The following is a 24,872-nucleotide window of genomic DNA, read 5'->3' as shown; positions in this document are numbered from 1 at the left end:
ATGTATATTTTATTTTCAAAAGTATTGAATGATTTTATTGCAAGATGTCGAAAATGTAAATTTAAAATAAACATTCCAGATCAAGGCCCTTGCACAGATTTAGAATATATGGATTACATTAACGCATATGGAAAACAATGCAAATGTGGTCAAAATGATTGGGAATTAATATCAACGTAAAGAGAATTAGTTCTAATTCACTATAACTTTGCCAGTCATCCAAGGATGAACCATGCAGAAATAATCATAAGTTCCTGCATCATCAAATGTAAATTCGTAAACAGATCCTGACATGAATATACCAGAATCAAATACGCCAGTTACTCCGGCAGTCACAGTTCCACTAGTTACAGTGTGAGCTGCTGAATCATCATTTATCCAAGAAACAGTTCCGCCAGCAGCTATACGGGTTTCATAAGGCAAATAGCATTCGTTAGTATCATCACACCCTGGAACAGCAGAACCGGCTGGAACTGAAACAATTGCAGTCATCATTGCTGGTTCGGGCATTGCTTCTGGTTCAGGCATTGCTTCTGGTTCAGGCATTGCTTCTGGTTCAGGCATTGCTTCTGGCATTGCTTCTGGTTCCTCAATGACTATCATTTCTTCAACATCATTGACAATCACCTTACCAGTCATCCAAGGATGAACCATGCAGAAATAATCATAAGTTCCTGCATCATCAAATGTAAATTCAAAAGTTGAACCGGACATAAACAGACTAGAATCAAAGAGTCCGTCAGCACCATCGGAGATATTTCCGCTAGTTACAGTGTGAGCCGCACTATCAGGATTATTCCACTGTACAGTGTCACCGATAAAAATTGTAATTGAATAAGGAAGATAACATTCGTTTGTTTCTTCACATCCTGGAACTCCAGAGCCTTCAGCAATGTTTACCGTATGAATTCCAGTTGCAACAGGCATCGTCATCGAGGGTTCAGGTGTTGGTTCCTCAACGATACATTCTCCTGAATAATCTAATTTGGCATCAGCAGCATTTAGCATGCACATGTTTCCATAAGTTTCGCCATCAACGCCGCACATCGGATCCCATTCTAATGTACAGGCAGTTGGTTTCTCGTCAATAACAATCACTTTTGGCTCAATAATATCAGTAGGGTCCATAGCTATGAATCCTATAGATATTGCTGCAAGAACTCCAACTATGCCAATAATTCCATAAGAAAAATTCATCTCATCCACCTGTCAACTTTGCAAACTTTTCGTTCTTACTTAACTTTTCCATAAATTCAATATTGGATAATGCAACAATGGCTGATTCAACGACTGGCAGTTCAGGATCATTTAGTGCCTTTTGAAGAGCTTCCTTTGCATCTTTAGAACCGACAACACCCAAAGCTATGGCAGCTTCATGGCGTACAAACATGCTAGGGTCATGAAGAGTTGCATCAGTTAATGGCGGAATTGCACTGGAATAGGACATTTGTCCTAATGCAAAAGCGGCCTCATGGCGAACCAGTTCATTGTCATCATTTTTTAAAACATTGGCAATGTGTGCAACTTTATCCTCTCCTCCAAAATCAACTAAAATGCAAGCAACCCTTGTTCGTACTACATAATCAGGATGATCCAAAAGAGAAACAAAATATTCAGTATCTTTTTGTTCATATTTTGATTCCATTTCTGCAAAAAGTGCTAATCTATCTTCAGTAACTACAGACATTTTATTTTTAAAAAAATTGTGTCATATATTAGGTTACTTGGGAAAAGATCAAAAATTAGTTGAGATATCTATTTAATGGAAAAAATGCAATAATTGAACATGAGTGTAAAAATAGGTGAAAAGGCACCAAATTTCGGAGTATCAGAGTGGGTACAGGGAGCTCCGACAAATTTTGACCAGGAAAAAGATCATGTCGTACTGCTAGAAGTCTTTCAAGTAAACTGTCCGGGATGTTTTATGCATGCAATTCCTGAAGCAATTGAAATTTACAACAAATACAAAGACGAGGGAGTTCGAGTCATAGGTTTGGCCACTGCTTTTGAGGATTTTGATAAAAATACATTAGATAATTTGAAGATGCTTGCTGAAACAGGTGAGGTAATCGGAGAAACCAGAGATGCACTTTCATCATACGGGCAATTAAAAGAGGGAAACAAACTTTCGTTTAAAATTCCATTTCCACTAGCAATGGATAATCTAACAAAAACTTCAGGGGAGATTAGCCAGGAAAAAATTATGGAGTTTATTTATCCGCAAATTCCAGAATTCGATACACAGCCAGAAGAATACAAAAATCAAATCATTGAGCGAGTGAAAAGTTATATGAAATCCAAAGAGTATTCAGCCGAAACGTTTGAGAAATTTGCCTTGCAAGGGACGCCATCTATGATAATAGTGGATAGAAAAGGAATTCTCAGGGATGTCTCATTTGGGCAAACAGGTCATGCAGATTCAATGATTCAGAAATTACTCAATGAGGATTAAGTTATTTAATCAATAAAAGTAGAACAGACAATAACGTAACAATCACAAATCCGCTTGCAAGAGCAATTTTTGCATTATCCATTACTATACCAGTGATAGAAATTTTTCATATTTTTATTTTCTTTTCTTAAGTATGACGACAAACACACCAACAATAATTAAAATCGCCACAATTATTGACACATAGATTACTTCATCATAAGACTCTGAAATAACCACATCAGGTATTGCAGCAGGAGTTGGAGTTATTTCAGTCAAGCCTGAAAGATATGCGGTTCCAATAATATCCAGTTTGTTATCTCCAGACCCAGTGAAATTCAACGTCACAAAAGAGATTCTATCATTTGTTTTTATCTGAGGAAAATATTCCTGGTCATTCAGATAGAATGTCAGATTTCCTCCCAAAAGATTCTTGGGAAGAATCACCTCACCCAAATTATTCTTCAATCCACTTGTAATGTGGAGAGTTAATTTTTTCTCGTCTTTATCAAATTCAAAATTAGGGATATCAAAATTTGCAGTAGTTTGCACTTCAAATGTGTGCCCGCCTGTTTGAACATCCAATCTGTTGACTAGTCCAGTCGCATCAGATAATAAATCGCCATAGACAGGCGTTACAACAAAAAGTAATGCAAGCGATAATAGAAATAATGTTTTCAATTTATGCAGTTTTAGGAATTCTTTTGATTAATTCTTTATCCTGAGCAATTCGAGGATGATCTGGATCTGCTAAAATTACTTCAAACCAGTAATGTTTGCCGTCTTTATAGACAAAATAAGATCCTAATAGTTTCATGTTTGGGTATCTTTGAACAACTCTTCTATCTGCAACAGTCTTCATATCATCATCAGCTTTGATTCTTGTAACACCAAGATGTTTTGGTCTTCTGCCACCAGTAGGTCTTTGTTTTCTCATACCACCAGTACCGACCCTCATTCTAACAACAATGATACCCTGTTTTGCTTTGTAGCCTAATCTTCTAGCCCTCTGTATTCTACTTGGCTTGTCAATACGCGTGACTGCGGATTCTTTACGCCATTTGATTACACGCTCACGTATTTCAGGGGAATTTTCTTTCCATAGTCTGATCCACGTTTGGTCTTGATAGCTAGGCATATCGAGATTAGAAAAATCCCCTTTAATAACTGTAAATCGAAAAGCATACCTAAGCAACGCTAATCAATAAAAATTGCCTTGAGTGGGGTTTCACAAGCCACACACCCAAAGATTTTGCTTCCGCAGAAAACTCGATAAATAAAGTGAGCCAAAGTTATTAAAAAAGATTTCCCAGTATTGCTTTGAGATTTTTATTGAGCAGTTTAACTTTAAGAAAAGATGAAACTCAAAACATCGGCATTATCAATAATCCTAGTTATTGGAATTGTGTCTTTTTTGCCCCAAGTTCATGCAGATACATCAGTGTCCATAATCATGGAGCAAACCACTTACAGTTATTGTGAAAAATTATTTTACACAATTGAAGTTTCTGAAATAACTGGAGACCCTGCAATAATTCACATAAGAGATGAATCAGGAAAAGGTAGCAGTGCAATCCCAATACCAATATCAGAATTACAAAATCCAATTCCCTCATTGATTCCATTTGAGGCAGAAATATTTCATCTAGGGAAATATTTCATAGATGTGGAATATTCGGGAGCAACAACTTCATCAGAATTTGAATTGATAGAATCAGATTCAATTTGCATCCCAGAGCTAATCAAACCAATAATGGCCAATTGGCTCTCAGGTAATATTTCAGATGGATTTCTACTAGATGCATTTCAAAAATATGTCGACAACAAATTAGTAAAAATCCCATTTGAAATAAATGAAAATAATGTATATGATGTAGAAATTCCCGAATGGGTAAAAAATATCGGTTATTGGTGGTTAGAAGGGTCAATATCAGACGATAGTTTTTCCAATGCAATGAATAATTTGCTTGAGAGAAACATCATCGGGTTTCCAATTTACATGGAAAAGGAAATATGAATAAACATTCAATCATTGCAATTATTGCAATCATTGTCATAACTTTACCATTTGTGCATTCAGGATTGAGTATCATTGGCATGCAGCAGTTAGAATACAGATGGGACAATCCAGGGCAGTTTAGTTTTTTTACAATGTCAAATCACGGAGAGATAGAATTCTGCAATACAATGCCGTTTTGGGTTAGTTTTGAAAAATTAGAAATCACCCCATATTTTGAGACAAATAATCTAGGTTCATTTTCAGTAAATTCAATTACACTGAATCCGCTATCATCAACTGTACAGGAAGGGAAATTTTCATCAGAAGAACTATCTGCGGCTCAGCATATTTTCATGTCATTGGATTTTGAATTCAATGGAGGAGACATCAGACTCGATCCAAATCAATTCATCATACTTGTTCGTGCAGACATTCCAATCTTAGGTGTGATTCCATATTCAACTACAACTCAGATATCAGGATTTGATTTTAGCAAAATGATGAATTCAGAAAATCTGTCTTGTGATTAACTGCTCTTACTGGCCTTAGCAATTATTCCGAAAACAACTGCAATGATTCCAGCAGCTAAGAATGCTACAGCAAATCCCATTATCGTCTCTTTGCCCATCCCTTTGGAGGAACTAGATGTTTGAGTTGAATCAAGTACGCATGCTCCATCTTTGAGAATAGTTCCTGGACCACATCTTTCATCTAATACACAAGCACCGTTTTTGAGAACGGTTCCTGGACCACATTGTGTTTTTGGCGTATCATCTACAGGCGTATCTTCAATTGGTGTGTCTTCAACTGGTGTATCCTCTACAGGGGTGTCTTCAACTGGCGTATCCTCTACAGGGGTGTCTTCAACTGGCGTATCCTCTACAGGGGTGTCTTCAACTGGCGTATCCTCTACAGATTGACCAAACACAGAACCAATAATTTCTATTTCTTCAGTGCCGGCAGGCAATTCAATACTCAAAGTTCTACTTTGAGAAGTTGTTGCAGTTTCTGAAAAAGTTGGCTCATCACCATCTGCTAAAATAATAAAGTCATCATCTAGTCCTTCAAATGTAGAATCAAAGAAAGAGCGGTCTAATGTAATATCTAATGTGCCACTGGACTCAGTTACATCTACTGTAAATATCAAAGAGATAAAATCAGTATCTGCTTCAATTCCAGAAACAGTCATTCCAGTTACATCGTATTCAACATCAAAGGAAGTGCCTTCAACATCAACAGGAAGTGATTCGGCATAAACAAGTGCAAAGGAAATCAGAGTGAACAACATCAGACCAAGAGAAATTTTCAGTAGAGAATTGACATTAGGCAAGGGAATATGTTTTTCCGAGTACAATTCCTTTACTGCGAAATTATCCATCATAGTATATTCACCTCTGAATGGACGTTAAAAACGAAGAGACGACAATAAATCACGTAAAAGTCAAGCTTTTTTACTTATTTTTAAAGTTCAGGCAGAAAGTATACTAGATTACGCCACGAAGAATCTGAATAATCTTTTCAGCAATCACATTTGCAGCCAATGATTGAGCCTCGCTTGTTTGAGCACCAATGTGAGGTGTCAAGATTACATTGTCTAGTTCTGCAAGTTTGGTTCCAATGGCAGGTTCTTTTTCAAACACATCTAATGCAGCACCACCCAATGTGCCGTTTTTGAGGGCGTTGTAAAGTGCATCCTCATCAACAACCCCACCTCTCGAAGTGTTGATAATTTTTGCAGTCTTTTTCATGGTGGACATTTTTTCTGCATCTAAAAGATGGTATGTAGAATCTAAAAGTGGGACATGTATGGAGATGTAATCAGAACTTTGTAAAAGAGTGTTCAAGTCAGCCTTCATCAAGCCGACTTCTTTTGCAAATTCCTCATCAATTGGCATGACATCATATCCGATAATGTTCATGTTTAATCCTCGTGCAAGTCTTGCCAATCTTTTTCCAATATTACCTAAACCAATAATTCCCAAATATTTTCCTCGAAGCTCTGTTCCCTTTAGTTCCTTTTTGAGCCATTCTCCATTTCTTATTGCTCTATCACCCCTTCCAGTTTGTCTTGCAAGAGACAACATTAAACCCAAAACTAATTCGGCAACTGCATTCATTGCGCCTTCAACGGCGTTAATTACACGAATGTCTTTTGATTTAGCAGCTTCTTGATCAACGTTGTCTAATCCGACTCCAACTCTTGCAATGATCTTGCAATTGTCAGCTTTCTCTATCATTTCTTTGGTGATAGTAGTCCTACTTCTAACAATGACAATATTAAAAGTTGAAATCTTCTCAAGGATTTGTTCTGGAGTAATTTCAGGTTCATATGAAACTTTTAGTCCATTATCTATCAAAATTTTATTCAGTATGGGATCCACTACATCACAAATCAATACAGAGTCTTCAAATCCCATAAGAAAACAAAGTGATCAACTGAATATAATTCATTAAGAAAATAAAAAGAAAAAAAGATGTTAAAAGATCAAGAAAGCATTTCTGCTACCACAGGAATTACTTCCCATAGTGCGACATAATCGCCGCTTGCTTGCATTTCAGAAGCTACATCATCAGTCATTAAACCGTGGATGTTTAGTGCAGGATGTGCAATACTGTTTGCTCCCATTGGTGGGACAGCATCACTTGGATTGCCTAAAGCATATGCATAAGATGCTACTGGTGCTGGGATAACTCCTTTCTCAACTAGAACTGGGTTCAAGCCGAATGGGTCACCTGCTACAAATACTGTAGCTGCGCCAGTGTAAATTGCTGCATAATCATGGTTTACTGCTGCATATGCACCTGGTTCATCAAAGACCAAGTCAACAATCATGTTCTGTGATCCACCGAGTAACCATGTTTCAGTTGCTGCGGATTGTACTCTGTTACCTTGGGTAACTCTGTCCAAGATTTCCCCAACGATGTGGAAGAATAGTGGTTCGTTACCGTGGTTTTCGATAAAGAGTCTCACGTGTTGATCATTTTCAACAAACAAGAGTTGTGATTGGTATTGCTTGTGTTCAAGTCCATTCCATGGTTGTGCGACAAAAATGTTCTTCTTTACATCGCCATTGACGAGTAAGTTATGAGCCATGTTTGGTACATAACCAAATTGCATCCCGTTAACAACTGTTGCAGTATTATGATGTTGGAACATTGCTCCTGCATCATAGTTACCTTCAGGTGTTAGGTACAATTGATTGTATTGGAGTTGGAACTCTAGTGCGTCTGCATCGTAGATCTTTCGATCTAATGAAACTTCGCTTCCACTAACTTTTGTCTTCTCTACCATTAGTTTCTTGTATCCATTGACAGGATCAACGATTGCAATTCCGTACATGCCGGAAAGAACGTGTTGGTCCATACCAATTAGTTTGACACCAGAACAGTGGTATTTGAAAACACCAGCAGATTCAGCAATGTAGCAGTACTGACTTGTTTCACCCGGATTAACGGATTCAAAGTTTCCTGCTGACATTTGAGATGCGTGCATGTCGTTACCGTGTCCAGTAACTTCATCTGATGGAATTGTTAATGTCATTTTTACAACATCGCCTTGTGTAACTCTTAGTGTTGGTCCTGGGACTTGTCCACTAAAGGTCATGGCGTTGTAAGTTTTTCCTCCCATAATTGGAAGTTCGACACTTTCACCAGTCAAATTGAACTCGACTACGTCTCGTCCAGTTTGTGATAATGCACCACAATCAGTTTCTGCGAATGCTTGAGGCATTACAAGTTGTAAACCGCCCATTTGGTGGATTTGTTCAATTACATTGACATCCATTTTGTTGATGTCAAGTGATTGTCCAGCAATCTGGGTTTGTGTGTATGTGCTTCCGAATAAGGTTGCTCCCATTACAGCTACTGCTGCAATAGTAAAGAGCATACTAGTACGCTTATTCATAAAGCAACGCACTAGCAATTCCTATATAATAATTCCCATTATTGAGACATGATTTTTAAAAAAAATCTGAAAAAGAATGAATAATGGGGGAAAATGAGTAAAGTCAGTATGAAATTCAGATTAGATGAAGATTCTCTGGGAAAGGTCAAAATCCCAGATGACGCATATTATGGAGCATTCACAGGAAGAGCAATCAAGCAATATCATGTGACGGGTAACAAAAGTCATGAGAATTTGATAAAGTCATTTGTCATGATAAAACGGTCTGCAGCAGTTGCAAATATGAAAACTAGAGCAATTGACTCAAAACGTGGAAAAGCCATCATTGCAGCATGTGATAAAATTTTAGCTGGAAAATATGTTGATCAGTTTGTAGTGGATATGATAAATTCTGGTGCAGGAACTGCATTCAACATGAATTCTAATGAAGTAATTTCAAATGTTGCACTAGAAGTACTGCATAAGAAAAAAGGCCAGTATGAATTCCTACATCCAAATGACCACGTCAACATGTCACAGTCAAGTAATGACACATATCCAACCGCGATGCATGTTGCAATTTTGATGAATCTAAAAGAAACTATTCCTGCAATTGACATTTTAATAAAATCATTATCTAAAAAAGCAAAACAATTTTCATCATTTAAGAAAATCGGAAGAACTCATCTCATGGATGCATTGCCAGTAACATTAGGTAGTGAGTTTGCAGCATACGCGACTTCAATTTCTAAAGCAAGAAAAGAAATCATTGATGCACAAAAAGAATTACAAAACGTTGCACTTGGTGGTACCGCAGTGGGTTCTGGCGCCAACACCCCAAAAGGATATAGAAAAATTGCAATAGCAGAACTTGGAAAAATTTCAAAGTTATCACTAAAGCCAGAAAAAGACATGCAGCACAGTTTACAAAGTAAGTTTGCAGTAGCAAATCTCTCAAGTGCATTACGAAACTTGGCAATAGAGATTGGCAAAATTGCAAACGACATTAGATTAATGGCATCAGGTCCAATTGCAGGATTGGCAGAATTGGGAATTCCTGCAGTTCATGCAGGTTCATCCATTATGCCTGGAAAAGTAAATCCGTCCTTAGCTGAATGTATGAACATGATCTGTTTCAACATAATTGGAAACGATACAGCAGTTTCTTGTGCAGCTCAAGGCGGACAGTTTGAGCTAAATGTCATGTTACCTGGAATGCTAAAGTGTATGTTGGAATCAACTGACATGCTCAAAAACTTCCTGCCAATATTTTCTGCAAATCTAATTGACGGGCTAACTGCCAACAAAGACAAACTACGCGAAGACATTGAAAACAGTCCTGTGATTGTCACGTTGCTAACTCCAAAAATTGGATACCTAAAGTCTGCAGAACTTTTCAAAGAATCACTAAAAACTGGAAAAACTATCAGAGAACTTGTAGTTTCAAAGAAACTGATGAGTGACAAAGAGATTGATTCTCTATTCGGATAGGTCATGGCAAAGATTTTCGTAGAGGCTTACGGATGTTCTGCAAGTTTTGCAGATTCAGAAATGATTTCAGGATTGATTCAAAATGGCGGACATACACTAACAAACAATTCTTCAGAATCTGATCTGAACATTGTAGTTACATGTTCAGTCAAAGATTCAACTGCAAACAAAATGATGTACAGAATAAACTCACTAAAAACAAAACCACTCATCATTGCAGGATGTCTCCCAAAGGCCGAAAAAGAGAACGTTGAGAAATTCTCAGGAAATGCCAGTCTGATGGGACCCAACTCACTAGGGAAAACACTTCAGATTATAGATTCAGCATTGGCTGGGAGAAAGCAAGTTGCTTTAGAAGACACTGATTTGTCCAAAGTAGGACTTCCCAAAGTAAGGCTAAATCCAACAGTTGGAATTGTAGAGATTGCAAGTGGTTGTATGAGTGAATGCACATTTTGCCAAACCAAATTATCCAAAGGAGATCTTTCAAGTTACAGATTAGGAGACATTGTGAGACAAGTTCGAACTGAAATTAAAGAGGGATGTAAAGAAGTGTGGTTAACATCTACAGATAATGGATGCTATGGATTTGATATCGGTACAGATTTACCAGAACTGGTAAATGCAGTTACAGAAATTCCAGAAGATTTCATGATACGAGTTGGAATGATGAACCCAATGTATATGCCAAGAATCAAAGAAAATTTGATAGAGTCTTTCGATAATGAAAAAGTTTTCAAATTTTTACACATCCCAGTTCAGAGTGGAAGTGATAAAGTACTAAACGATATGAAACGGGGACACACGTCTGGAACGTTTAGAGAAATTGTGAATAAAGTAAAAGAGAGATTTGGAGACTTTACTATTTCCACAGACATCATTGTAGGCTTTCCAACAGAAACAGAAGAAGAATTCCAAAAAACAATAGCATTGCTAGACGAAACAAAACCAGATGTTGTCAATCTATCAAAGTACAGTGCAAGGCCAGGAACAGACGCAGCAGAGATGAAACAAATTGATGCAGCAGAGATGAAACGAAGAAGCAAGATAGTTTTTGAGCAGATCAGTAAATTGTCAATGGAGAGTAATCAAAAATGGATCGGATGGAAAGGCAAAGTCCTATTTGATGAAATGACAGATGAGGGAATAAAGGGCAGAAACTTTGCATACAAGCCCATAGCAGTCGAAGAGGAAGTAGAACTAGGGCAACTACACACAGTTGAAATCACAAAAGCTACTGTAAAGAGATTGATCGGTAAGATCGCAAGCTAATTTTTTTCGATCTAAAATTTGATTAAAAAAACGTAAGAAGGTTTTTTATCTAAATCAGGAAATAGGATTAGAAATGAGTTTTCAAGTTAAAGAACCAGTTTTAGTCATAGGCCTTGGCGGCGTAGGCTCAAAATTGGCAATAGAGGCAAAAAACTCACTAAATTCAGATTGCCTAGTAATTAGTAACGATAAGAAGGATTTATCATCAGATATTCCATCAGTTCATGTTTCAACTGATGCAGTAGTTAATCCATCTGTCCAATTAATCAGAGGTTCGACTTACAAAGTTGCAGATGAGATAAAATCAAAAATTTCAGGCTATTCCACAGTCATCTTAATGAGTAATTTAGCAGGTAAAGCAGGCTCAGCAATGGCACCTGTAATATCAGAGATGTGCAAAGATGCGGGATTGGTATCTTTTGCAATTATGCCTTTCAAATATGAAAAAGATAGAATTTTCAATTCAGGAATATCGCTAAAAAGAGTAAGAGAGAATTCCAAATGCACCATAGTGCTTGACAATGATTCACTACTGGAAAGCAATCCAGATTTGAGTCCAAAAGCATGCTATGAGATTGCAAATTCTGCCATGATGCATGTTGTAAATTCACTTGGTACATCAGAAATATCCAATGAAACAAGTATTCTATCCACTAGCAAGGACGGTCAGCACATTGAAGATTCACTAAGGGACTCACTCAAAATGCTATATGGAAACGCACCACCAAATTCAGTTAAACGCTCAATGTTGTATGTCGTTGGAGGAAGCAACATCCCTGTAGGAGTCATCAATTCAATTACTAATCTCACAGCAGGAATTGTTAATGAAAGTAATTCACACATTGACATGTCTTCATCCTCAGAAGAATCCAAAGTCATAATGCTATCATCAATTCAAGGAATGACAAAGTTTGATAATTATGATCCTTTAGGAATGATTCCACAAGAAAATACACTAGACTGGTCAACACCAGATTGCAGTATTGATTGTGAATTAGACTTGTATCAATTAGAATAAACTGATTTTTTAAAATTATAATTTTTTGAAAAGAATTAATCTTTCTTTGGTGCTTCTTTAGCTGGTTCTTCTTTCTTTGGTGCTTCTTTAGCTGGTTCTTCTTTCTTTGGTGCTTCTTTAGCTGGTTCTTCTTTCTTTGGTGCTTCTTTAGCTGGTTCTTCTTTCTTTGGTGCTTCTTTAGCTGGTTCTACTTTGTCAGAAACTTTTTTGGTTCCTTTTTCAGGAGTTACTTTAGATTCTACATCCTCAGTATACTTTGTGACAAGAATATAGCCTTCGTCCGTTTTACTCATTCTAACTCTAACCTTTCTTGGAGGATTTCTAACACCTCTTGCCCACATGTCACGAGCTAATTCTTCATCTATTTTGATTGTCTCAACTTTCATGTGATGTCGAGCAAATTCTCTAATCATGTTAATTGCTCTAACGGCTCTGTGCTGTGATTGTGAAATTTTTACTTTACCAAGTGGAATTGTATAAACTCGTTCTAATTCTTGAGACATCTATCCTACCTCCACATCAGTTGATCTCCAAGCTCTGCGCTTTGGATTAGTTCTAACATTTCTCTTAGTTTTGAGAATAATCCATGCAGGTACTGCTGATGTCTGTCTAGTCTTTTTGAGTAGACGGATTTTCCTTGGAGAGGACTTACGTGCAGCCATAGATTTTCAGGCACGAAGAGCTCTTTTTAAATGAATCTCAGGATTTTAGGCAATCTCGAATCTGTTTCAATATTCTTGCAGAAGCTCCCCATACAATTTGATTTTGATATTCAAAAGTATACATTTCTTGAATTAGATTGTGTGATGGATCAGGATCTTTTGCTTTAGTTTTTAAAAATGGTTCTAAAGGAATATGAAAAATCTTTTCCACTTCAGCGTTGGCTGAAAGTGGAGGAATTTCATCCACCAAAGAAATGAATGGCAAAATCAAAAAACCTGAGTTCAATGTTATTACAGGATCTAGTTGTCCAATCACTTGTTCTTTAGAAATGGTCAGTCCTATCTCCTCACTAGTTTCGCGCAAAGCAGTTTCCAAAAGATCTGAATCATCAGAATCCAATTTTCCACCAGGGAATGAAATTTCGCCTGCATGGAATTTCATGTGTTTTGGTTTTTCAGTCATTACAATAATTGGCTCTTTACCATAAATTACTACAAGAACCGATGCCAGACGATATTTTCCATCAGTTTTGATTTTAGAATTAATTGGAGTTGAAAGATTGGATTTTAAATCATCAAAGAGCATTGTAATTCTTTCCTACTATTCCAAATGGGTATTGGTATTCAAAGGTTTTAACCAAGGATGGAAGAATTGAAAATATGACAATCAGGTATGAAGCTAATCCGCCAAAGATCCTACCTGATGTAGATACAAATGAATCAATTAAGAAATTTATAGATAAAATAAAAATCATTTCAAAAAAATGTGATGCCATCCACTTGACTGAAAATGTGTTAGGATTTCAGAGAGTCTCGCCAATTGAAGTGGGTAAAATTATCAAGCAAGAGATTCCAGGTTTACCAATTACAGTTAGTCTTAGAGTCAGAGACAAGAATGAAAATGAAATTTTAGAATTTGTAGAGAAATGTATCTCCATAGGATTTTCAGGAATTTTAATACTAATGGGGGATCCTTCACAAACAGGAAAAGAGGATTCAGGTCAGATTCCAAGTTTGACAGTCAAGAGATTAAGAGAGCAAGGAGTGGATTTGAAAATTGATTTGTATCTTTCAATATCAAACAAGCCTAATTTTTCAAAAATTGGAAAGAAATTAGATGCAAAGCCAAAAGGATTCATGACTCAAGTTATTCAAAGCATAGAACAAGTTCAAAATTTATCTGATAATCTTGAAGGGTTTCCAATAATTCCAATTCTATTATACCCATCTCTTAAAAATGAAAAATCTGCAAAGTTTCTGAATTTGGATTTATCATCATACAGTAAAGAATTTGAAGAATTGCTAAAGAAGACACTTGGAATTACAGGAGATGTTTTGCTCACATCGCCTAACGACTTTAATGGATTGAATGAATTTTTAGGAAAAACGCCTTCTAGAGTTTAGTTAATCTAGCAAAGATAAAGTTACAATACAAAATATTTTGCATCAGGATGATGAATCACAATTGCGGCAGTTGATTGTTCAGGAATAATTTGACCAGATTCAGTTAGAGTCATTCCAGATTTTTCAGGTTCTAATAATTTCCACACCAGATGATGTTGTGAAACATCAGGACAGCTAGGGAATCCCCAACTATACCTCAACCCACCTTTTTCTAAATTCAATTCAGTTTTGATTCGTCGATTCGCCCATTCAGCTAAAGCTTCTGCAATTTCAACTGCCAACCCATGAAGATAATATGCATCAGTGTATTTGTCCTCTTTATTCCATTGTTCAATAATATCTGCCACCTTGTTTCCTACAGTGACAGATTGAAATGCAACAACATCTTCATCACCAAAATAATCAGTCAGACATAGATGTTCTGGTTTTGTTGAACGGGGAAATTCCAATTCAACATCATCGCCGTGAGGATTCTCAACTAGTAATTTTCTATCTTTGTTATGACATTTGAAATACCCATAAACAATTTCAGGTTCAATGAGTTTATCTCGAATTATCCTCATTTTCCATTCAGTTAGCAGTTGTTCATGTTCTTCTTCAGATTCAGAGCCTGCTTTTCCTCTCAAACCCCAAGATAGTTTGAAGAGGGATTTTTTATCAATCATAGTCCAAACTTCAGCCATATTGATTTGATCTAATTTTAAACGGATTGGCTCACCGACTACTTTTGGAGTAGGGGGTTGAACGGGTTTGATATCACTTTTTGGAATGGTGTCAGGATCTACAATGACATTAGATTTTTCTTTCCAGTTCTCTAACTTGTCTTTCCAATCAGCTAAGAGTTTTGGTTTTTCATCAGAAACTAAAGCATCCATCGTTTTGAGACCCTCAAACATAGTATTGCAGTAAAATACTCCAGGTTCGTAAAGCCCATCTTCTTTTGCTATTCTGTTAATGTAGTTGGTGTTAATTGCAGCACCGCCACAAAGAATTGGAATATTCATATTGTTTTTCCTAGCATGCTCCACAAAGAATTTCATTTGTTTTGAAGTAGATACCAATAATGCAGACAATCCAACTGCATCAGGTTTTGTTTCATCAATTTTTTCAATGAATTTTTGTAATGGAACTTGTTTTCCCAGATCATGTACTGTGTATCCGTTATTTTGAAAAATTGTCTTTACAAGATTTTTGCCAATATCATGAACATCCCCATAAACAGTACCCAAAACAAGTACACCTTTGCTTGTTCCCTCCTCTCGTACCAGATATTTTTCCAGTTCGCCAACTGAAGCTTTCATGCATTCGGCAGATTTGAGAACAAAAGGTAAGATCAGTTCCCCTGAACCAAATTTATCACCGACCTCTTTCATTGCAGGAAGCAAATCTTCATTGAGAGTTCTAATGGCACCATCATGTGTAACTTCTTTGGGAGCATCAAGTGAAAGGACCCCGTCAGTATCTTTGATAATATCATTTTTCCCAAGTTTCTCTGCTATTGCAGATACAACATCGTTTTGAATTCCATCTTTGAGTCTATTTACAATTCTAAAATTCGCACGTTTCCCTGCAGGCCAGGAAGGATCAACATCAACTTTCTTTGAAGCGGTGCCAACTTGAGATCCCATATTCTCAAAATAGGCAATCAAATCAGATAATGCATCAGGATGCGTGTTAAAGATTAGATCATCTACGAGTTTTTTCTCCTTCTCATCAATCTCACCATAAGGAATAATCTCTTTTGCATTAACTATAGCAGAATCAAGACCAGCTTTGACTGCGTGGTACAGGAATGCAGAATTTAGAACTTTTCTAGCATAGGGTGCAAGACCAAAGCTGATGTTACTGAGACCCAAAGTTGTAAAAGAATCAGGGAATTTTTCTTTAACTAGTCTAATTCCTTCCAGAGTGTTTTTTCCTGCATCAAGAAATTCATCCTCTCCTGTTGCCAAAGTAAATGTAAGAACATCGAAAATGAACTGTTCGATTTTTAATCCATATTTTTTTCCTGTTTCATAAAGTAATTCTGCAGTATCGACTTTTTGTTGAGGAGTTTTAGCCATTCCTTCAGGTCCAATACACAAAGCAATCGCAGGCAAGCCATACTTTGCCATGACGGGAGCTAATTTTTCAAATCTACTTCCATCACCTTCTAGATTTATTGAATTGATTATTGGTCTTCCAGGTATCTGTGTTACAGATGCTTCAATCACTTCAGGATCTGTAGAATCAATAACTAGCGGTGCATCGATTTCTGAGCTTAACCGTTTTACTAAATTTAGCATAAACTCGCGTTCATCTGCACGTTCCGTAGTTGCAACACAAACATCAAGACAGTGTGCGCCATCCTCAACTTGCATTCTCCCCAGATCAACCAAGCCCTCATAATCATCTTCAAGAACCATCTTCTTTGCTTTGCGAGAACCTTGGGTATTGATTCTCTCACCAATAATCAAAGGAGGAGGAACTTGTTTTAGATCAACTGCTTTTAATGCCGAACTTACTCTTGGAACTGTCAATATTGTAAAATCACACCTGTTTTTGTAAATACTTAACCCTCTATAGATTTGGCTTTTTCGTCAATTACTTTCCTCAATGCCTTGATGTGTTCAGGATTGGTTCCACAACAACCACCGATAATTCGAACTTTTTTGTATTGGTCAATAAAATCCCCCAAGGCCTTGCCCATTTTTTCAGGAGTCATTTTGTAGACTGCTTGTCCTCCATCGTTTTCAGGCATACCTGCATTTGGAACAACCAAGATGTTATGTTCGTCCTGTTCATCTAGCCACTGAACGCTAGGATTCATCTCAATAGGACCAGTAGAACAATTTAATCCAAAAACATCAATTCCCATATCAGAAACAGTCGTGTATGCAGCTTGGACATTTGTGCCAAGTAGCATTTTGCCGTATTGATCCAATGTAGTATTTGCAATAATTGGAACTTTTTTACCAGTTTTTTTTATCGCATTATGACATGCCTCAATGACAAGTTTGATTTCTAAAAGATCTTGGCTTGTTTCAATTAGCAATGCATCCACACCACCAAGAATTAATCCTTCAGCTTGTAACTCAAAGGCCTCACGTATTTCATCCAGGGGCATTTGGCCAAGATCAGGATCATTGGAACTTGGAAGATAGCCAGTTGGACCCATCGACCCAATTACATATCGCGGTTTATCAGAATATTCTGCGCAAACTTCAGATGCAAGTAGCGCAATTTTTTTATTAAATTCAATTGTCTGATCTCCAAAACCATATTCAGCAAGTTTGATTTTATTTGAACCGAAAGAATTTGTTTCGATGCAATCAGACCCAGCATCTAAATAATTTCTGTGAATTTGTTTAATCCATTCAGGATGTGTGATTACCAGTCCATCATTAAAGCCGTCTTGATTATTGGGAAAGTCTCCGGGTTGGGGATCATGTCTTTGGATTTCAGTACCCATTGCACCATCAAATAACAATACGCGATTTTTCATTGCATCAAGGAACGGCTCTTTTTCTGTCAACTAATTTCAAAGTATTTCAACTCAGTTTAACTCTTTTCAAAAAATATCAAAGAGCTGCAGGATTGATACGTATGTTGAAATTAGGTGAAAGTGAATTTTTTATACATTTATGCAAAAGTTACCAGTTAACAATCTAGTTCGTACCGCTACTTTTTTTCAACATGCTGGAATCTCCATAATCTTTGTGTTCATGCCCATAATTGCAAAAGGAGTAACAGAATCAATTTTTGAAATTGGGTTGTTAGTTGCATCATTTAGCTTTGCCCAGATTTTATCTGAAATCTATTTTGGAAGACATTCAGACAAGAAGGGAACCAGGCTCAAATTCATCAGAATTGGCTTCATAGGATGCGCCATTGCATTTGGATTACATTATTTTGCAGATGATCTTGGCATGTTTTTCCTGGTGAGAATTGCAGCAGGAATTGCAAGCGGAATCATGATTCCTGCAATGATTGCATATACCTATGAGGCAAACATAGACAAAAAAAGAGCAGCAACAGTAATATCATTTCATGCACTAGGGTGGCTTGCAGGAATTGCAGCAGCAGGAATTGCAAATGATCTTAGATTAATTTTCTTGCTAAGTGCGGCCTCATTTTTAATCGGACTATTATTTACAATCAAATTGCCAAACCCACAGCAAGTAAGAGAGCTAAAGCCAGGAACTACAAAAAAAGTTATTTTGAAAAACAAGTTTCTATTCTTATCATTATTACTAAGACATATCGGGGCAGCAGCAGTGTGGACTGTTCTCCCCATAATATTGATGGAGAGGTGGGGGGCTGAACTTTATCAAGTATCAATTGTATATGTTGCAAACACACTGACTGCTTTTATTTTGATGAATGTCATGGCAAGTAAAATTCATCTATCAAACGTAGCCAAATTTCAAATCGGCATAGGGTTTACGACGTTTGTGTTTGTTGGATTGTCAGTAGTCACAGACTGGTGGATGGCAATGCCGTTTATGTCACTTGTTGGCGCCACATGGGCATTTTTGTTCATTGGCGGAAATTTCCATCTCATGGAAAATAATCCACGTTCAACATCAACTGGAATATTTAGTTCCACTCTATCTATTGCCACAGTGGTGGGCCCAGTCATTGCAGGAAGTATTGCGTTTATGTTTGACTATGTTGCAGTAATGTATTTTGCAATTGCAATCATCATATGCGCATTTGCAGTATCGCTGAAAATCAAAAAATAAGAAATCTATCTCAGGCCCCAACGGGACATTACTTTGTTTTCTAGTCTTTTGAAAATGACACCATCAATTACCAGTCCTATTCCCATGATTACCACCATAATTCCGATTACTTGAGACACATCATTGAGTGAACGGCCAGCATTAAGCAAAAATCCCAATCCTAGGAATGAAAATAGAATTTCTGCACCAATTACTCCCCTCCAAGCAAATGCCCAGCCCTGTTTGAAGCCTGAAATCATGTATGGGAATGCTGCAGGAATCAACACTGCAGTAATTAGTTGACTTCCCTTTGCACCCATATTTCGAGCGGCCTCTATAAAGTGAGGATCGATATTTTTGACTCCAGTGTAGGTGTTTATGGTAACTGCAAAGACAGCTCCAATCGCAGTGACAAAAATTATTCCACCATCAGTCAATCCAAACCAAAGAATAGCCAAAGGGACCCAGGCAATTGACGGAATTGACTGTAATCCTAAAACCAGAGAACCAACTGTCTGATTGATTACTTCGATTCTTGCCATGAAAATTCCCAGTACAACACCTCCAGCAATTGCAATTGCAAGTCCAATGGATAATCGCCACATGCTAGTTGCTATTCCATAAAACAAGCTGCCATCTGCTGCGCCATATGCTAAATCTTCAGCCACATCGTATGGAGATGGGAAAATATTATCTGGCCAAATACCGGACATTGCAATTATTTGCCAAACTACAACGATTCCAATGTAAAATGCAATTCTATGAAGCGCGTAATTCTTTGCCATAATTATCACTATTTACTCTTCTTTACCTCAGGCCTTAATTCAGCCAAGATGTCTTGTTGAAATTTGAGTAATGACTCATCTTCAGTTATTCTAGGTCTTGGGAAATTATTGTCAACTTCTTTTTTGATTACAGACGGTCGATTACTGAAAATTGCAACTTTAGTTCCAAGTACTGCAGCTTCTGAAACACTGTGAGTTACAAACAAAATAGTCTTTTTTGTTTTCTCCCATATCAATTGCATTTCAACCAACAGTAAATCACGAGTTTGTGCATCAAGTGCAGCAAACGGTTCATCCATCAGCAACACATCAGGATCCATTACGAGAGCTCTGGCAATAGCTACACGCTGCTTCATTCCTGTTGAAAGTTGATAAACATAAGAATCTGCAAATTTGGTCAATTGCATCATATCCAAATATCTATGAGATATCTTTGCCCGCTCATCTTTTGGGATGCCGGCCATCTTTAATCCGAATTCCACATTATCCTGAACCTTAAGCCAGGGGAACAAGGCACCCTCTTGAAACACCATAATTCTTTCAGGCCCGGTTTCAGTAACATTTCTCCCATCAAACAGAATTTGGCCTTCATCAGGTTTCTCCAAGCCTGCAACTATGCGTAAAAATGTAGATTTTCCACATCCTGAAGGACCAACCAAACAGACAAAGTCCCCAGCCTCAACCCTGAGATTGATCCCACCAAGAGCCTTGAGCTTGTGAGAATCATGGCTGAAATATTTAACAATATTTTTTGCTTCAAGTTTGGTCATCAGGTATTGTCCTCCTCAATAGAATTTGTATCAAAGTAGTAAAAAATACCAGACAAATCATATCCATTTCTTCCAAGATATCCAAGTGCATTTGCTTTTTCTGCAAATGAATGGATTGAATCAGGTATAGGGTCTGCAGTAATTACCAGATTTGACAGAGCAGTATCTACAACATCATCAGATAATGGTTGACCTAGATGAGAATTTAAAAAATTGTTAAAAATAATTCTGGTCTCAATAGGATTTTGATCAATCCAATTGACAGTTTCATGATGAGAGTCTAAAAAATTGGAAACCAGTTCAGGATTTTTTTCTACAAAATTAGCATTTGCAATTAAAAGAACAGATGCAAATTCCTGATTTGGCCAAAGTTCTTCTTCATAAAACAATCGTTTTCCATTTAGTTCGGTTTCTAAAATTGTAGCCCACGGTTCTGGAATCCATGCACCATCAATATCCCCCTTTGCAAATAATGTGTAAATATCAGGATTTGGGATATTGTAAATTATTACAGAGCCGCCTTTTTCAGCGGGTTTTAATCCGTGTTCAGAAAGATAATGACGCAAGGAGACATCCTGGGTGTTACCGATTTGGGGGGCAGCGATTTTTTTTCCAACAAAATCAGATGCAGAGTTTATCTCAGAGTCAGGATGAACAATAAAGCTAGCACCACCACTAGCAGCACCAGCAAGAATCCTTACATTATGGTTTTCAGAATTTAAAAATCCATTAATTGCAGGGCCAGGTCCCACATATGCTAAATCAATCGAATTGGCAAACAAAGACTCGATGGCTTGAGGACCACTGTCAAAGACTCTGGTTTCAATTTTTACTTGATCTCCAAGACTATTTTGAAAAAACCCATTCTCCATCCCTACAATTGGAATTGCATGTCCGATATTTGGAAAATATGCAATTCGAAGTTTAGGATCAGATGGGACATCACTAGAATTAAGAGTAATTCCCAACATAGACAGCAATACAACGCCCACAATGCTTGCAGAAACTACTGATCGAGTTTTCATAAAACAGCGTTATATTTGGCGGTTAAATAATCATCGAATTTTAGCTCAAGCTAGTCAGAAATTTTTCAAAAATAATTTAATTTGAGCCCATCACAAAAGATAAATTCCAAAATACGACGGAAAAGATGTTTTATGACTCAAAAAGGAATCCTTGCATTTTCTGGTGGACTAGATACATCAGTGGTTGTAAAGTATCTACAAGATGAACATGACATGGATGTCATTACAGTAACAGTGGATGTTGGACAAGGGGAGGATTGGAAAAAAATTGCAGCAAAGGCAAAAAAACTGGGTGTAAAAAAACACTACAATATCGATGCAAGAAAAGAATTTGTCACAGACTATATTTTTCCATCAATTAAAGCCAATGCCCTTTATCAAAAAAAATATTGTCTTGCAACAGCACTTGCAAGACCATTAATTGCAGAAAAAGTTTTAGAAATTGCAAAGAAAGAAAAAGTAACATCACTTGCTCATGGATGTTCTGGAAAAGGAAATGATCAAGTGAGATTTGACATAACATTACGTTCAGGTTCTGATCTCCCAATCATCGCTCCAATCAGAGATAAAAATTTGGACAGAGATACAGAATTAAAGTTTGCAAAAAAACACGGAATTGAAATTGACACTGTAGCAAAAAGATTCAGCATTGATCAAAACTTGTGGGGTCGTGCAATAGAAGGAGGAGTGCTAGAGGATCCGTACAATGAGCCACCTGATGATGCTTTCATTTGGGTCAAAACAAAAAACTTGCCAGATAAACCGACATACTTGGAAATTAAATTCAACAAAGGAATTCCAGTCCAAGTTGATGGCAAAGCAATGGAGCCAATAAAACTAATTGAATACATTAACAAAAAAGCAGGAGACGCAGGTGTCGGAATAGTTGATCATATTGAAGACAGAGTTGTAGGAATCAAATCGCGAGAAGTGTATGAAACCCCTGCAGCAACTTGTCTAATTGAAGCTCATTCAGATTTAGAAAAAATGGTACACACTAAACACGAAAACAAGTTCAAGTCAATGATTGACGATGAATGGGCATATTTGGCATACTCAGGACTTTGGCAGGATCCTCTAAAAACAGACCTTGATGGATTTATCGAAGCATCACAAAAGACAGTGTCTGGAACTGTAAAACTAAAGTTGTACAAAGGAAGCATCAGAGTGGTCGGAAGAAAGTCAAGTAACTCCCTGTACAGTCACGATATTGCAACTTATGGGGCAGAATCGACATTTGATCAAAGATTAGCCAAAGGATTTGTCGAATTGTGGGGAATGCAGTCAACAGAAGCTAATAAATTACAAAAGAAAAGGTCTACAAAAACATGAACTGCCCAGAATGTGATGCAACATTAAACATCCCAGACGATGCCTCAGTGGGAGAAATTGTCTCCTGCCCTGATTGTGGTGCTGACTTTGAAATCGCTAAAAAAGACGGATCAAATGTCGAGCTTAAACAAGCAGAAACCGTAGGCGAAGACTGGGGAGAGTAATGTCCAAAGTCTGTATCGTCTTTGACCGCTTAAGAGCGGAAGAAAAGATGTTGCAGAAAGAAGCATCTGAATTAGGACACGAGGCATTGATGCTAGATGCAAAAATTACTCAAATTAATACAGATAGTAAAAAAGAAGATTTTGATTTAGGCGATATTGTTTTAGAAAGATGTGTCAGTTATTTTAGAGGACTTCATTTTACTGCCAGCCTAGAATTCATGGATATTCCGGTACTAAACAAGTTTGAAGTTGCAAATGTTTGCGGAAACAAGATGTTCATGACATTACTTTTGAAAAAAAATAATGTTCCAACACCTAAAACATATTTTTCATTTTCAAGTGAAAGTGCAGCAGAGAATTTAGAAAAGGTAGGATTCCCATTAGTGATAAAACCAGTAATTGGAAGTTGGGGAAGAGGAGTAATGCCACTCAAAGATAAAGATACCATGGAAGCAGTTTTTGAAATCAGAGACATTACAGATAGTCCTCACGATAGAATTTACTACTTGCAAGAATTAATCCAAAGACCACCAAGAGATATCAGAATAATCACAGTTGGTGATGAGCCTATTGCAGCCATGTATAGAAAATCTTCAGGAGGATTCAAAACAAATATCGCTTTGGGGGCAGATCCAGAACTTTGTGAGATCACAAAGGAAATGGAAGATATGGCCGTAAAAGCATCAAAGGCCATGGGTGGCGGAATTCTAGGAATCGACATGATGGAGGATGACGAAAGAGGTTTGGTAGTTCACGAAGTAAACAATACTGTGGAATTCAAAGGGTTATCTAGAGTGGCACAACGAAATATACCAAAAGAAATGGTAGAATTTGCTTTAAACTACGTAAGAAAATAATTATACTCCTTTAGGAGGTGACTTATCATGAAAGTAGGTGTTGTTGGAGCATCAGGATATGTAGGTGGAGAGACACTTCGTCTTTTAGTAAACCATCCAGATGTAGAGATCGCAATGGTCACATCAAGACAACATGTTGGAGAGTATCTCCACAGAATCCAACCAAGTTTGAAAGGATTTACCGATCTTACTTTCTCAGAACTAGATTATGATAAATTGACAGACAAGTGTGATGTTGTTTTCACAGCAGTGCCTCATGGAACTGCAACTGAAATTGTAAAAGCACTCTACGATAGAGGAGTCAAAGTAATTGATTTGAGTGCAGATTATAGATTACATAATCAAGACGCATATGACAAATGGTATGGTTGGGAACATCCACATCCAGATTATTTAGAAAAATCAGTTTTCGGAGTACCAGAATTACATAGAGAGAAAATTAAAAATGCACAACTAGTTTCTTGTCCAGGATGCATGGCTGTAACATCAATGCTTGCACTTGCACCATTAATCAGAAATAACATTATCGATGAAGAACACATAGTTGTCGATTCAAAAATAGGCTCATCAGGTGCAGGGTCTGGTTCTGGAACTGCTCATGCAATGAGGGCAGGTGTCATCAGACCATACAAACCAGCAAAGCACAGACACACGGGTGAAATCGAACAAGAGCTCAGTGAAATTGCAGGACATAAAATTCGTGTTTCAATGAGTCCACATGCAGTAGATGTAGTTAGAGGTATTTTGTGTACAAATCACACATTCTTGAAAAAAGATATTGATGAAAAAGAACTATGGAAAATATATCGTCAAGCATATGGTGATGAAAGGTTCATCAGATTAATTAGAGATAAAAAAGGATTGTACAAATTCCCAGATCCAAAATTCTTGGTGGGTTCAAACTTTTGTGATATCGGATTTGACCTAGATGAAGACAACAATAGATTGATTGCACTTTCTGCATCAGATAACTTGATGAAGGGTGCAGCCGGTTCTGCCATTCAAAACATGAATGTAATGTGTGGTTTTGATGAAATGGATGGACTAAGATACACTCCATTAACTCCAGTTTAGAA

The 24,872-nt window shown here is 37.2% G+C and carries 27 protein-coding genes; 12 read left to right on the top strand and 15 right to left on the bottom strand.

From position 1 onward, the window contains the following. Nucleotides 1-192 precede the first annotated feature (192 nt). A complete protein-coding gene (locus ACW9XH_RS02165; protein ID WP_457758993.1) occupies nucleotides 193-1,197 on the bottom strand; it encodes a plastocyanin/azurin family copper-binding protein in 1,005 nt (334 codons plus the stop codon). Nucleotide 1,198: 1 nt separating this feature from the next. After that, entirely contained in the window at nucleotides 1,199-1,687 is a 489-nt protein-coding gene (locus tag ACW9XH_RS02160; RefSeq protein ID WP_457758992.1) for a HEAT repeat domain-containing protein, read from the bottom strand. A 99-nt stretch (nucleotides 1,688-1,786) separates the two neighbouring features. On the opposite strand from ACW9XH_RS02160, the gene ACW9XH_RS02155 reads away from it, so the two are divergent. Further along, complete coding sequence (locus ACW9XH_RS02155) at nucleotides 1,787-2,452, top strand: TlpA family protein disulfide reductase (protein ID WP_457758991.1); 666 nt, start codon at nucleotides 1,787-1,789, stop codon at nucleotides 2,450-2,452. A 114-nt stretch (nucleotides 2,453-2,566) separates the two neighbouring features. Here ACW9XH_RS02155 and ACW9XH_RS02150 read toward each other — a convergent pair whose 3' ends face one another. Further along, complete coding sequence (locus ACW9XH_RS02150; RefSeq protein WP_457758990.1) at nucleotides 2,567-3,112, bottom strand: hypothetical protein; 546 nt, start codon at nucleotides 3,110-3,112, stop codon at nucleotides 2,567-2,569. A gap of 1 nt (nucleotide 3,113) precedes the next feature. Continuing rightward, nucleotides 3,114-3,569 carry a 50S ribosomal protein L15e gene (locus ACW9XH_RS02145; RefSeq protein ID WP_457758989.1) on the bottom strand — a complete coding sequence of 152 codons (456 nt, stop codon included), beginning with the start codon at nucleotides 3,567-3,569 and terminating at the stop codon, nucleotides 3,114-3,116. Nucleotides 3,570-3,788: 219 nt separating this feature from the next. Between ACW9XH_RS02145 and ACW9XH_RS02140 the strand changes: the two genes are divergently transcribed. Beyond that, nucleotides 3,789-4,448, top strand: coding sequence for a hypothetical protein (locus tag ACW9XH_RS02140; RefSeq protein ID WP_457758988.1), 660 nt, complete (start codon nucleotides 3,789-3,791; stop codon nucleotides 4,446-4,448). After that, nucleotides 4,445-4,960 (top strand): thr operon leader peptide, encoded by a 516-nt coding sequence (locus tag ACW9XH_RS02135; RefSeq protein ID WP_457758987.1) that lies wholly within the window; start codon nucleotides 4,445-4,447, stop codon nucleotides 4,958-4,960. The genes ACW9XH_RS02140 and ACW9XH_RS02135 overlap by 4 nt, the downstream gene beginning before the upstream one ends. On the opposite strand, the gene ACW9XH_RS02130 is transcribed toward ACW9XH_RS02135, so the two are convergent. The 3 genes from ACW9XH_RS02130 to ACW9XH_RS02120 all read right to left on the bottom strand — a co-directional run bounded on the left by ACW9XH_RS02130 (nucleotide 4,957) and on the right by ACW9XH_RS02120 (nucleotide 8,316). Then, nucleotides 4,957-5,811 carry a hypothetical protein gene (locus tag ACW9XH_RS02130; RefSeq protein WP_457758986.1) on the bottom strand — a complete coding sequence of 285 codons (855 nt, stop codon included), beginning with the start codon at nucleotides 5,809-5,811 and terminating at the stop codon, nucleotides 4,957-4,959. The genes ACW9XH_RS02135 and ACW9XH_RS02130 overlap by 4 nt on opposite strands. A 103-nt stretch (nucleotides 5,812-5,914) precedes the next feature. Further along, the gene (locus tag ACW9XH_RS02125; RefSeq protein WP_457758985.1) at nucleotides 5,915-6,847 is read right to left on the bottom strand and encodes a D-2-hydroxyacid dehydrogenase; all 933 of its coding nucleotides are present in this window, start codon (nucleotides 6,845-6,847) and stop codon (nucleotides 5,915-5,917) included. Between the two features lie 68 nt (nucleotides 6,848-6,915). Then, the gene (locus tag ACW9XH_RS02120; RefSeq protein ID WP_457759095.1) at nucleotides 6,916-8,316 is read right to left on the bottom strand and encodes a multicopper oxidase domain-containing protein; all 1,401 of its coding nucleotides are present in this window, start codon (nucleotides 8,314-8,316) and stop codon (nucleotides 6,916-6,918) included. Nucleotides 8,317-8,442: 126 nt separating this feature from the next. Here ACW9XH_RS02120 and ACW9XH_RS02115 point away from each other — a divergent pair, with 126 nt between their 5' ends. The 3 genes from ACW9XH_RS02115 (at nucleotide 8,443) to ACW9XH_RS02105 (ending at nucleotide 12,094) form a co-directional block, all read left to right on the top strand. Further along, on the top strand, nucleotides 8,443-9,804 hold the full coding sequence (locus ACW9XH_RS02115) for an aspartate ammonia-lyase (protein WP_457759094.1): 1,362 nt from the start codon (nucleotides 8,443-8,445) through the stop codon (nucleotides 9,802-9,804). A gap of 3 nt (nucleotides 9,805-9,807) precedes the next feature. Further along, the gene (locus ACW9XH_RS02110) at nucleotides 9,808-11,076 is read left to right on the top strand and encodes a tRNA (N(6)-L-threonylcarbamoyladenosine(37)-C(2))-methylthiotransferase (RefSeq protein WP_457758984.1); all 1,269 of its coding nucleotides are present in this window, start codon (nucleotides 9,808-9,810) and stop codon (nucleotides 11,074-11,076) included. 73 nt (nucleotides 11,077-11,149) lie between these two features. Then, nucleotides 11,150-12,094 carry a cell division protein FtsZ gene (locus ACW9XH_RS02105; protein WP_457758983.1) on the top strand — a complete coding sequence of 315 codons (945 nt, stop codon included), beginning with the start codon at nucleotides 11,150-11,152 and terminating at the stop codon, nucleotides 12,092-12,094. A gap of 35 nt (nucleotides 12,095-12,129) precedes the next feature. Here the strand turns inward: ACW9XH_RS02105 and ACW9XH_RS02100 are convergent, their stop codons facing one another. Genes ACW9XH_RS02100 through ACW9XH_RS02090 form a run of 3 tightly spaced genes read right to left on the bottom strand, consistent with a single transcriptional unit; the run spans nucleotide 12,130 to nucleotide 13,342 of the window. Beyond that, the gene (locus tag ACW9XH_RS02100) at nucleotides 12,130-12,597 is read right to left on the bottom strand and encodes a 50S ribosomal protein L31e (RefSeq protein WP_457758982.1); all 468 of its coding nucleotides are present in this window, start codon (nucleotides 12,595-12,597) and stop codon (nucleotides 12,130-12,132) included. Next, nucleotides 12,598-12,756 (bottom strand): hypothetical protein, encoded by a 159-nt coding sequence (locus tag ACW9XH_RS02095; RefSeq protein ID WP_008301622.1) that lies wholly within the window; start codon nucleotides 12,754-12,756, stop codon nucleotides 12,598-12,600. It abuts the gene before it with no gap. A 37-nt stretch (nucleotides 12,757-12,793) separates the two neighbouring features. After that, nucleotides 12,794-13,342, bottom strand: coding sequence for an NUDIX hydrolase (locus ACW9XH_RS02090; RefSeq protein ID WP_457758981.1), 549 nt, complete (start codon nucleotides 13,340-13,342; stop codon nucleotides 12,794-12,796). A 74-nt stretch (nucleotides 13,343-13,416) separates the two neighbouring features. Between ACW9XH_RS02090 and ACW9XH_RS02085 the strand changes: the two genes are divergently transcribed. Then, nucleotides 13,417-14,160 carry a 5,10-methenyltetrahydrofolate synthetase gene (locus tag ACW9XH_RS02085; RefSeq protein WP_457758980.1) on the top strand — a complete coding sequence of 248 codons (744 nt, stop codon included), beginning with the start codon at nucleotides 13,417-13,419 and terminating at the stop codon, nucleotides 14,158-14,160. A gap of 20 nt (nucleotides 14,161-14,180) precedes the next feature. Here ACW9XH_RS02085 and ACW9XH_RS02080 read toward each other — a convergent pair whose 3' ends face one another. Both ACW9XH_RS02080 and ACW9XH_RS02075 read right to left on the bottom strand, forming a co-directional pair. Next, complete coding sequence (locus ACW9XH_RS02080; protein ID WP_457758979.1) at nucleotides 14,181-16,679, bottom strand: dihydropteroate synthase; 2,499 nt, start codon at nucleotides 16,677-16,679, stop codon at nucleotides 14,181-14,183. 32 nt (nucleotides 16,680-16,711) lie between these two features. Beyond that, on the bottom strand, nucleotides 16,712-17,674 hold the full coding sequence (locus ACW9XH_RS02075; protein WP_457758978.1) for a homocysteine S-methyltransferase family protein: 963 nt from the start codon (nucleotides 17,672-17,674) through the stop codon (nucleotides 16,712-16,714). Nucleotides 17,675-17,783: 109 nt separating this feature from the next. On the opposite strand from ACW9XH_RS02075, the gene ACW9XH_RS02070 reads away from it, so the two are divergent. Then, nucleotides 17,784-18,884: an MFS transporter gene (locus ACW9XH_RS02070; RefSeq protein ID WP_457758977.1), complete on the top strand. Its 1,101-nt coding sequence runs from the start codon at nucleotides 17,784-17,786 to the stop codon at nucleotides 18,882-18,884. 5 nt (nucleotides 18,885-18,889) lie between these two features. Here the strand turns inward: ACW9XH_RS02070 and ACW9XH_RS02065 are convergent, their stop codons facing one another. The 3 genes from ACW9XH_RS02065 to ACW9XH_RS02055 are packed head-to-tail and all read right to left on the bottom strand — an operon-like array spanning nucleotide 18,890 to nucleotide 21,443. Next, nucleotides 18,890-19,648 carry an ABC transporter permease gene (locus ACW9XH_RS02065; protein ID WP_457758976.1) on the bottom strand — a complete coding sequence of 253 codons (759 nt, stop codon included), beginning with the start codon at nucleotides 19,646-19,648 and terminating at the stop codon, nucleotides 18,890-18,892. A gap of 8 nt (nucleotides 19,649-19,656) precedes the next feature. Beyond that, complete coding sequence (locus tag ACW9XH_RS02060) at nucleotides 19,657-20,418, bottom strand: ABC transporter ATP-binding protein (protein ID WP_457758975.1); 762 nt, start codon at nucleotides 20,416-20,418, stop codon at nucleotides 19,657-19,659. Next, complete coding sequence (locus ACW9XH_RS02055) at nucleotides 20,418-21,443, bottom strand: ABC transporter substrate-binding protein (RefSeq protein WP_457758974.1); 1,026 nt, start codon at nucleotides 21,441-21,443, stop codon at nucleotides 20,418-20,420. Before ACW9XH_RS02055 ends, ACW9XH_RS02060 begins: the two co-directional genes overlap by 1 nt. Before the next feature lie 132 nt (nucleotides 21,444-21,575). On the opposite strand from ACW9XH_RS02055, the gene ACW9XH_RS02050 reads away from it, so the two are divergent. From ACW9XH_RS02050 to argC, 4 genes are read left to right on the top strand one after another with little or no spacing between them, the layout of a single operon-like run. Next, nucleotides 21,576-22,775: an argininosuccinate synthase gene (locus tag ACW9XH_RS02050; protein WP_457758973.1), complete on the top strand. Its 1,200-nt coding sequence runs from the start codon at nucleotides 21,576-21,578 to the stop codon at nucleotides 22,773-22,775. Continuing rightward, nucleotides 22,772-22,939 (top strand): alpha-aminoadipate/glutamate carrier protein LysW, encoded by a 168-nt coding sequence (lysW/argW, locus tag ACW9XH_RS02045; RefSeq protein ID WP_297441934.1) that lies wholly within the window; start codon nucleotides 22,772-22,774, stop codon nucleotides 22,937-22,939. The genes ACW9XH_RS02050 and lysW/argW overlap by 4 nt, the downstream gene beginning before the upstream one ends. After that, the gene (gene lysX, locus ACW9XH_RS02040; protein ID WP_457758972.1) at nucleotides 22,939-23,796 is read left to right on the top strand and encodes a lysine biosynthesis protein LysX; all 858 of its coding nucleotides are present in this window, start codon (nucleotides 22,939-22,941) and stop codon (nucleotides 23,794-23,796) included. The genes lysW/argW and lysX overlap by 1 nt, the downstream gene beginning before the upstream one ends. Nucleotides 23,797-23,823: 27 nt before the next feature. After that, nucleotides 23,824-24,870: an N-acetyl-gamma-glutamyl-phosphate reductase gene (argC, locus tag ACW9XH_RS02035; protein WP_457758971.1), complete on the top strand. Its 1,047-nt coding sequence runs from the start codon at nucleotides 23,824-23,826 to the stop codon at nucleotides 24,868-24,870. Nucleotides 24,871-24,872: the final 2 nt, after the last annotated feature.

Source organism: Candidatus Nitrosopumilus sp. bin_32a (assembly GCF_054095935.1).
Note: the sequence above shows the minus strand (reverse complement) of the source record. Positions and strands in the feature narration are given on the sequence as shown.

Bases quoted from the DNA above. Each gene is read 5' to 3' on its own strand.
- ACW9XH_RS02130 (WP_457758986.1), bottom strand. From the start codon at position 5,811: ATGATGGATAATTTCGCAGTAAAGGAATTGTACTCGGAAAAACATATT.
- ACW9XH_RS02165 (WP_457758993.1), bottom strand. From the start codon at position 1,197: ATGAATTTTTCTTATGGAATTATTGGCATAGTTGGAGTTCTTGCAGCA.
- ACW9XH_RS02085 (WP_457758980.1), top strand. From the start codon at position 13,417: ATGACAATCAGGTATGAAGCTAATCCGCCAAAGATCCTACCTGATGTA.
- ACW9XH_RS02055 (WP_457758974.1), bottom strand. From the start codon at position 21,443: ATGAAAACTCGATCAGTAGTTTCTGCAAGCATTGTGGGCGTTGTATTG.
- ACW9XH_RS02135 (WP_457758987.1), top strand. From the start codon at position 4,445: ATGAATAAACATTCAATCATTGCAATTATTGCAATCATTGTCATAACT.
- ACW9XH_RS02065 (WP_457758976.1), bottom strand. From the start codon at position 19,648: ATGGCAAAGAATTACGCGCTTCATAGAATTGCATTTTACATTGGAATC.
- ACW9XH_RS02110 (WP_457758984.1), top strand. From the start codon at position 9,808: ATGGCAAAGATTTTCGTAGAGGCTTACGGATGTTCTGCAAGTTTTGCA.
- ACW9XH_RS02160 (WP_457758992.1), bottom strand. From the start codon at position 1,687: ATGTCTGTAGTTACTGAAGATAGATTAGCACTTTTTGCAGAAATGGAA.
- lysX (WP_457758972.1), top strand. From the start codon at position 22,939: ATGTCCAAAGTCTGTATCGTCTTTGACCGCTTAAGAGCGGAAGAAAAG.
- ACW9XH_RS02095 (WP_008301622.1), bottom strand. From the start codon at position 12,756: ATGGCTGCACGTAAGTCCTCTCCAAGGAAAATCCGTCTACTCAAAAAG.
- ACW9XH_RS02125 (WP_457758985.1), bottom strand. From the start codon at position 6,847: ATGGGATTTGAAGACTCTGTATTGATTTGTGATGTAGTGGATCCCATA.
- argC (WP_457758971.1), top strand. From the start codon at position 23,824: ATGAAAGTAGGTGTTGTTGGAGCATCAGGATATGTAGGTGGAGAGACA.
- ACW9XH_RS02060 (WP_457758975.1), bottom strand. From the start codon at position 20,418: ATGACCAAACTTGAAGCAAAAAATATTGTTAAATATTTCAGCCATGAT.
- ACW9XH_RS02155 (WP_457758991.1), top strand. From the start codon at position 1,787: ATGAGTGTAAAAATAGGTGAAAAGGCACCAAATTTCGGAGTATCAGAG.
- ACW9XH_RS02145 (WP_457758989.1), bottom strand. From the start codon at position 3,569: ATGCCTAGCTATCAAGACCAAACGTGGATCAGACTATGGAAAGAAAAT.
- ACW9XH_RS02070 (WP_457758977.1), top strand. From the start codon at position 17,784: ATGCAAAAGTTACCAGTTAACAATCTAGTTCGTACCGCTACTTTTTTT.
- ACW9XH_RS02140 (WP_457758988.1), top strand. From the start codon at position 3,789: ATGAAACTCAAAACATCGGCATTATCAATAATCCTAGTTATTGGAATT.
- ACW9XH_RS02090 (WP_457758981.1), bottom strand. From the start codon at position 13,342: ATGCTCTTTGATGATTTAAAATCCAATCTTTCAACTCCAATTAATTCT.
- ACW9XH_RS02050 (WP_457758973.1), top strand. From the start codon at position 21,576: ATGACTCAAAAAGGAATCCTTGCATTTTCTGGTGGACTAGATACATCA.
- ACW9XH_RS02120 (WP_457759095.1), bottom strand. From the start codon at position 8,316: ATGCTCTTTACTATTGCAGCAGTAGCTGTAATGGGAGCAACCTTATTC.
- ACW9XH_RS02100 (WP_457758982.1), bottom strand. From the start codon at position 12,597: ATGTCTCAAGAATTAGAACGAGTTTATACAATTCCACTTGGTAAAGTA.
- lysW/argW (WP_297441934.1), top strand. From the start codon at position 22,772: ATGAACTGCCCAGAATGTGATGCAACATTAAACATCCCAGACGATGCC.
- ACW9XH_RS02115 (WP_457759094.1), top strand. From the start codon at position 8,443: ATGAAATTCAGATTAGATGAAGATTCTCTGGGAAAGGTCAAAATCCCA.
- ACW9XH_RS02105 (WP_457758983.1), top strand. From the start codon at position 11,150: ATGAGTTTTCAAGTTAAAGAACCAGTTTTAGTCATAGGCCTTGGCGGC.